7 protein-coding genes are annotated in these 6,068 nt (G+C 38.0%); 5 read left to right on the top strand and 2 right to left on the bottom strand.

Translation table 11 applies throughout. The annotated features are described in order from the left end of the window. Positions 1 to 269 precede the first annotated feature (269 nt). Complete coding sequence (locus ACC612_RS06110; RefSeq protein ID WP_371853609.1) at positions 270 to 533, bottom strand: metal-sensing transcriptional repressor; 264 nt, start codon at positions 531 to 533, stop codon at positions 270 to 272. Between the two features lie 559 nt (positions 534 to 1,092). On the opposite strand from ACC612_RS06110, the gene ACC612_RS06105 reads away from it, so the two are divergent. Both ACC612_RS06105 and ACC612_RS06100 read left to right on the top strand, forming a co-directional pair. Further along, the gene (locus ACC612_RS06105) at positions 1,093 to 1,509 is read left to right on the top strand and encodes a DUF3795 domain-containing protein (RefSeq protein ID WP_371853608.1); all 417 of its coding nucleotides are present in this window, start codon (positions 1,093 to 1,095) and stop codon (positions 1,507 to 1,509) included. 112 nt (positions 1,510 to 1,621) lie between these two features. Then, a complete protein-coding gene (locus tag ACC612_RS06100) occupies positions 1,622 to 2,407 on the top strand; it encodes a GNAT family N-acetyltransferase (RefSeq protein ID WP_371853607.1) in 786 nt (261 codons plus the stop codon). A 186-nt stretch (positions 2,408 to 2,593) separates the two neighbouring features. On the opposite strand, the gene ACC612_RS06095 is transcribed toward ACC612_RS06100, so the two are convergent. Continuing rightward, positions 2,594 to 3,280 (bottom strand): DUF434 domain-containing protein, encoded by a 687-nt coding sequence (locus ACC612_RS06095; RefSeq protein WP_371853606.1) that lies wholly within the window; start codon positions 3,278 to 3,280, stop codon positions 2,594 to 2,596. A gap of 212 nt (positions 3,281 to 3,492) precedes the next feature. Between ACC612_RS06095 and ACC612_RS06090 the strand changes: the two genes are divergently transcribed. The 3 genes from ACC612_RS06090 (at position 3,493) to ACC612_RS06080 (ending at position 6,038) form a co-directional block, all read left to right on the top strand. Continuing rightward, the gene (locus ACC612_RS06090; protein ID WP_371853605.1) at positions 3,493 to 4,779 is read left to right on the top strand and encodes a DUF835 domain-containing protein; all 1,287 of its coding nucleotides are present in this window, start codon (positions 3,493 to 3,495) and stop codon (positions 4,777 to 4,779) included. Between the two features lie 72 nt (positions 4,780 to 4,851). Beyond that, positions 4,852 to 5,571, top strand: coding sequence for an RAD55 family ATPase (locus tag ACC612_RS06085; protein WP_371853604.1), 720 nt, complete (start codon positions 4,852 to 4,854; stop codon positions 5,569 to 5,571). A gap of 137 nt (positions 5,572 to 5,708) precedes the next feature. Next, on the top strand, positions 5,709 to 6,038 hold the full coding sequence (locus ACC612_RS06080; protein WP_371853603.1) for a hypothetical protein: 330 nt from the start codon (positions 5,709 to 5,711) through the stop codon (positions 6,036 to 6,038). Positions 6,039 to 6,068: the final 30 nt, after the last annotated feature.

Raw genomic sequence — 6,068 nt, 5'->3', positions numbered from 1 at the left:
ACGATATCGTAGAATCTTACATGAAATTATTAGAACTGTCAAATTGGTTTTCCTGACAAAAAAAGAAAATATTGGCTAAAAAAGAAGCCAATATCTTCATCAAGGAGTGAAAACTGTCAAACTTAGGATAGAGAACCATGTCAAAAAAAAAGGAGTAGTAGAGGATAAGATATTTTAAAAATAATCAATTTCTGAAATATAAGAATACAGATCAAACGACACAAAAACAGGTCTTTATCGGACAGCGTATCAAAAAGTAAAGGTTTAGTTTAAGACATTCTGGAGAAATGCTCTACTGCCTTAGCAAACTCAGCTATAGTCTTATCCGCGTCTCCGTGCTCTATCCCTTCGCGGACACAATGATTCAGGTGGCCTTCAAGAACTATTTGGCCTACTTTGTGCAATGCACTTTTTGCTGCATTTATTTGAATTAAAATATCTTCACAGGGGACATCTTCATCCAAAACCTTATCTATCGCGTTTAGCTGCCCGATTATTTTTTTTATTCGAATATGCAAGCTAGTATCATCCATACATTTGCGCACGGTTTAATCACTTCTCCTTTGAATTCTATTTTACATATGAGGATATAAGTATAGAATTGTTATCCTAAATATGATGCAACTATGAAACTATTGTATACACTTTCAGTCCATTGCTAGAAATATCAATAATGGAGAGAATAACTAAAGGTAATTCGAGGTTACTAATGAAAGAAGGAGTTCTCAAAGGCAATACATGCAAAATCTGTAGAAGGACATAACAGCAGATAGAGAGACTTTCGGGCAAGATTAAGAAGAAGGTCAAGTGTTATACTAAGAGTATTAAAATGCTGAAGTACTTTGTTCTTCTTTTAATGAAATACAGAAATACATGGCTTTATCTTCAGAAAATCCATTTCACTATCGCAAAACAAGGACCTGTAACCATTGATGAGGGCAAGTTTAGACTTGATACGTTTGTCATGTTTGTTGAAGAATGGCTTAGAAGAAAGTTAAGGCTTAAGTTAGTTATACAATGTTTGAGGTAATTCAATGGTAGTAAGAACAAAACTGAGGAAAATTTAGCTAAGTACTGAAATTGGTAGTTGCAATGGACATCACAGATGATACGTCTCTTATCTCTCCCTGCGGAATGAATTGCAGCATTTGTCTGGCATACCTGCGGAAAAAGAACAGATGCCCGGGTTGCAGAGGATCGGACACCGACAAACCAGTTACCCGCTGGAAGTGCAAGATCAAGAACTGTCCGACCTTTCAAAGAGAGATCCCGCAATTTTGTTTTTATTGCAGGGACTTTCCTTGTGATAAGATAAAGCATCTAGATAAGAGATACCGGACAAAATACAACATGAGCATGATCGAGAATCTGGAGTTCATCTGGAAGTCTGGTATCACAGAATTCTTAGCAAACGAAAGGACAAGGTGGACTTGTTTCAGGTGTGGTGGCACTATTTGCGTCCATAAAGGATATTGTTATACCTGCGGTGAAAGAAATATAAATATGTGATCTAAACCCAATTGTAACAGTTCATGGAGTTAATCTGATCCATAGAACATCCTGGGATTGAACATTAAAAAACGATCGAAAAAGGTATTATAACAGCCCTGCTATTTTCATTATGAGTGACATTGAGATTTTAGACCTGACCCCAGAGAACATCGCTGAATATGGAGTATGCGGATATAAAGACGCAAAGAAGCATGTTGAGTTGAGGAGAAAGATAGACTGGTTCAAAGAGTACTATCCTAAAGGTCTTAGGATAAAAGCCATTATTTCGGAAAAAGGCGGTTATCAGGGTATGCTGGAGTACATTCCGGGCAAATATGCCCACAGACCTGTGGAAGCTGAACGATACATGTTCATCCACTGTATTTTTGTCGGGCTCAAAAAAGAATTCAAAGGAAAAGGTTACGGTTCCTCTTTGATAGATGAATGTATCAAAGAAGCACAATCCAAGAACATGGAAGGAGTTGCCGTGGTGACAAGAAAAGGGTCATTTATGGCAGGCAGGGATATTTTTGTCAAGAAAGGTTTTGTCCAGGTTGATAGGGCAAAGCCTGATTTCGAATTGCTGGTCCTTAAATTCGATCCGGGTGCAGCAAGCCCGAAATTCAAAGATATGGAACGCAGCCTTGAGAACTATAAACAAGGTCTGTTCGTCATGCGCTCGGTCCAGTGTCCATATACGGAAAAGAATGTGAACGCTATTATTGGATCTGCAAAGGAGGAATTCGGGCTGGATGCCGTTTTGATCGATCTTGAAGATTCGGATGCTGTTCAGAATTCCCCCTGTGCTTTCGGTACTTTTTGCATCATTTATGATGGTGAGATCATAAGCCATCATCCGGTAAGCGACACCAGATTCCTCAATATCATGAATAAAAGATCTCTCCAAAAAAAGTGATAATCCTTTAACTTCTAATTATTGACTAATATTGCCTTATTTAATAATAGCCCACTCAACACTACTGTTAGTGCAATGGATTCAATGATTACAAATACAGTACTTCGCTAAGTGCGAGTTATATTGTTCAATCACATTCCCTATTCTGCCATCGCCTCACAATTTAATCCTCAGTATCCAATGATATTAAATTATAATCTCCGCCCAGCTACCCTTTTCTTCAATAACCGCTGCGGGTAGATCAATAATCTTCTCAACTGCATCGATGATCACTCCGTCTGCAGTTGCGATCACATATTCAGAACCTGCGTTCTTAAGGTCAAAGTCTGCATGTGCAGAAGTTGACACTTCACCTTGCAAAGATGCCATAGCCATCTCCTGTCGTATTATAGCAGCAAGTTCTCCGCTCTGGCTCATCTGTGAATCCAACAGCACCTTCACATATGGAACACTGCATTTTGAAAGTGTGGAACACATATGTTTCACAGCTTCTACTGTAATATCTGTGTTATTATGGGATCTGAAAACTCCTCTTGTATCACGGACAAAACCATCATCACATAACCATAACGTATGACATTCCAGCATGCTCTCTATTGCTATCAGCACATTATATCCATCAACAAGGATTTTCTTCCCTGTCACTTCTTTGCAGGTAAGCCTTTTTTTATTACGTGCAATAGCTGTGCTTGGTGGTATTATCACTCTGGTAAGAACATTTCTTTCATCTTTTTCAAGGCGATAGTGATCACCGACAAATCTTATTGCTGATGATTTAGGGTATCCCCTCTCCAGCAGATACCTGATATCTCTGGCAGGAAAGGATAATTTAATGATCAGAGGGTTTGTGTTTTCTGTTAAACCTGTTTGCATAACAGGTTTTTAGGATCAGTTATTATAAGAATCTGGCCAGGTGAGAATACACAAATAAATATAAATAGCTTAAAATATAAATTAGTCTGACGCATAATTTCATTTTTGAAAACCTTCAAAAGATATAGATTATATACTAAAAATTACACAGATGTAGTTGAATTGAATACTAACAAAAATACATGATCATCTGGTGCTTGACAAGGGATATAATGGAAAGCAAAAACAAAGATACGATCCTCATCGTGGATGATGAGGAAATGAACATAAATCTGCTTGAAGCATATCTGATAAATGATTATCAGATCATTCCGGCATACACAGGTACCCAAGCTCTGGAAATAGTTAAAGAAAAAAAGCCAGATCTGGTTCTCCTTGATGTTATGATGCCGGATATGAACGGATATGCCATATGTGAAAAACTAAAAAGTTCACCTGAAACACAATTCATCCCGATTGTTATGGTAACTTCTTTATCTGGCAGAGAAGACCGTATTCAGGGTATCAGTGCAGGAGCAGATGATTTTCTTACAAAACCACTTGACAGGCTAGAACTAAAGACCCGTGTGAGTTCACTTTTGAGAATAAAACATCTTCATGATAGCCTTCTAGAAGAAAAAAAGCAGTTAAGAAAGGCAAATGAATATCTGGATAATCTTATGAGAGCTTCTCCTATAGCTACTCTTACAATAGATTCAAAGCAGAACATACTAACTTTGAACCTGAGTGCTATCCAGCTTTTGGGATATGAAGTGGATGAACTTGTCGGACTGCCCATTACAAGCATCACGGGTGGTAAGTGGCTTGAGTTTGCAGATAAAAAGGACTATGAGACCTTCTTCATCAAAAAGAATAAAGAATATACTCCAATGAACGTGTCAACTTCAGTTGTCGAAGGGAATGAAAAGAAGATAATGATCATAAGCCTGCAGGACCGTTCGGAACTTAGAGGACTTTTCATAACTCCTGTTAAAGAAGAGGTTTCTGAAAAGCAAGACTTTGATGGAATCTCTCTGGAAAGAGGTTCTATTTACCTTGTGCCAAACCACGACTCTGCAGAAGGATACAAAATATTCGCAAAACTTGTAAAAAGTGGTACTCAGGGATTATGTATTACCCGTCAAAATCCTGAGAAGATCAGAACCAAATATAATCTGACAAAAACACCTATGATCTGGCTGACAAAGAACAGAATTCAAGGTCAGCAAGTAATAGATCCATCGGAGTTATTTAAGATATTCCCAACAGTCTTTGATTTTATAAACAAGGCTCAGGATGGTATTGTCCTTTTAGATGGACTAGAATTTTTATCTTTGTTCAACGACGTACGTTCTGTAGTAAAACTCATGGAACAAACCAATGATACTATTATGGCATCTTCGTCCAGAATGATACTACAGCTTGATCCGGAGGTTTTTGACAAAAAGGAATATCATTTGCTTAAAAGATGGATGAAACTGGTTTCTTCTGATAATGAAGAGACTGAACAGACAGCATGAAATATATAAAACATAGCGTGTATTATATAGAATAGTTTATTCCGATCACAATGCTCTGGGTTTGATGCTAATATGAGGTTCATAGACACCATAGATGGTCTTAATGAAGTATTTGAAACCGATATACCAAAGGATTTTGTGATCCTTGTAAAGGGAGCAGCAGGCACTCTTAAATCAGGTTTCACTTTTCAGATGCTCACAAAATATCTAGACAGCGCAGACGAATATGGCCTCTACATTACGCTTGAGCAAAGCAGAGATAACCACATTAAGAACATGGAAAGTATGGGAATTCCTGTATCCAAGCGATTGCACATAAGCGATTTTAGTGATTACAGGGTCCAATATGATGATTTTTCAGAGGATCTTATTAATCTTCTGCAGGATAACATCATTGAATTCAAAAGGAAACTGGGAGACAAATGTACCTGCGTAGCTATTGACTCCCTTGGTGCCTTGTATTCTTTGCTCAATATAGAGCAAAAAGACCTGAGAAAACGCCTGTACAGGTTCCTTGAGATCCTGCGCAGAGAAAATATGAATATCTTTCTAATTCTTGAGACTGAAACTGATTATAATATGGAACAATCCGTAACAGGTACCGAAGGTTTTCTTGCAGATGGAATCATTGAACTTGGCCTGCATTTTCAGGGCAATACCGCCAACCGTTATCTGCGTGTGAGAAAAATGAGGGCAACTGCCCATAGTATGGAACCTTGGATCCTTATTGTGTCTGATACTGGTTTAAAAGTCTACAAAGGCACTTTCAGCATGCCGCTAAACTTGACTTGAAAGTGTTAAGAAAGTTTATATTCCTGTAATAGTAAAAGACTTTATACAGGAGTGGCTTAATAGTGGATGTTAACGGGATTTTTAGAAATATTGGACTGCAGTTATTGATTCTGCTATTGCTTGCATTATCTTCATACATGGCTCACTCAAAAAAAGTGAAGCCCCATTGCAGTTTGATGGGTGTAGCTCTTTTTCTGCAGCTCCTAACCATTGTTTTCGTAATGTCCCCTTCTTTATCATCCGTTTCTGGGATACAGATTAGTGACCAATTACTCCTCGAATTGTGGGTACATCACATAGCAGGGCTTTTGGTGATGCTGTTAGTAATGTACATAAATCTCGCGGTAAAAAGTTCTATACGTTTTCTTGGAGATCCATACAGACTTATGAGACCTGCAGCATTGCTATGGTTCGTAGTTTTTCTTGGCGGGATGCATATTTATTTAAGCCTGTACTCACCTCTGTAAGAGGTTCCGGTATTCTAATTATAAGACAAT

Origin of the sequence: Methanomethylovorans sp., from assembly GCF_041447285.1 — an archaeon.
Taxonomy (GTDB): domain Archaea; phylum Halobacteriota; class Methanosarcinia; order Methanosarcinales; family Methanosarcinaceae; genus Methanomethylovorans.
Note: the sequence above shows the minus strand (reverse complement) of the source record. Positions and strands in the feature narration are given on the sequence as shown.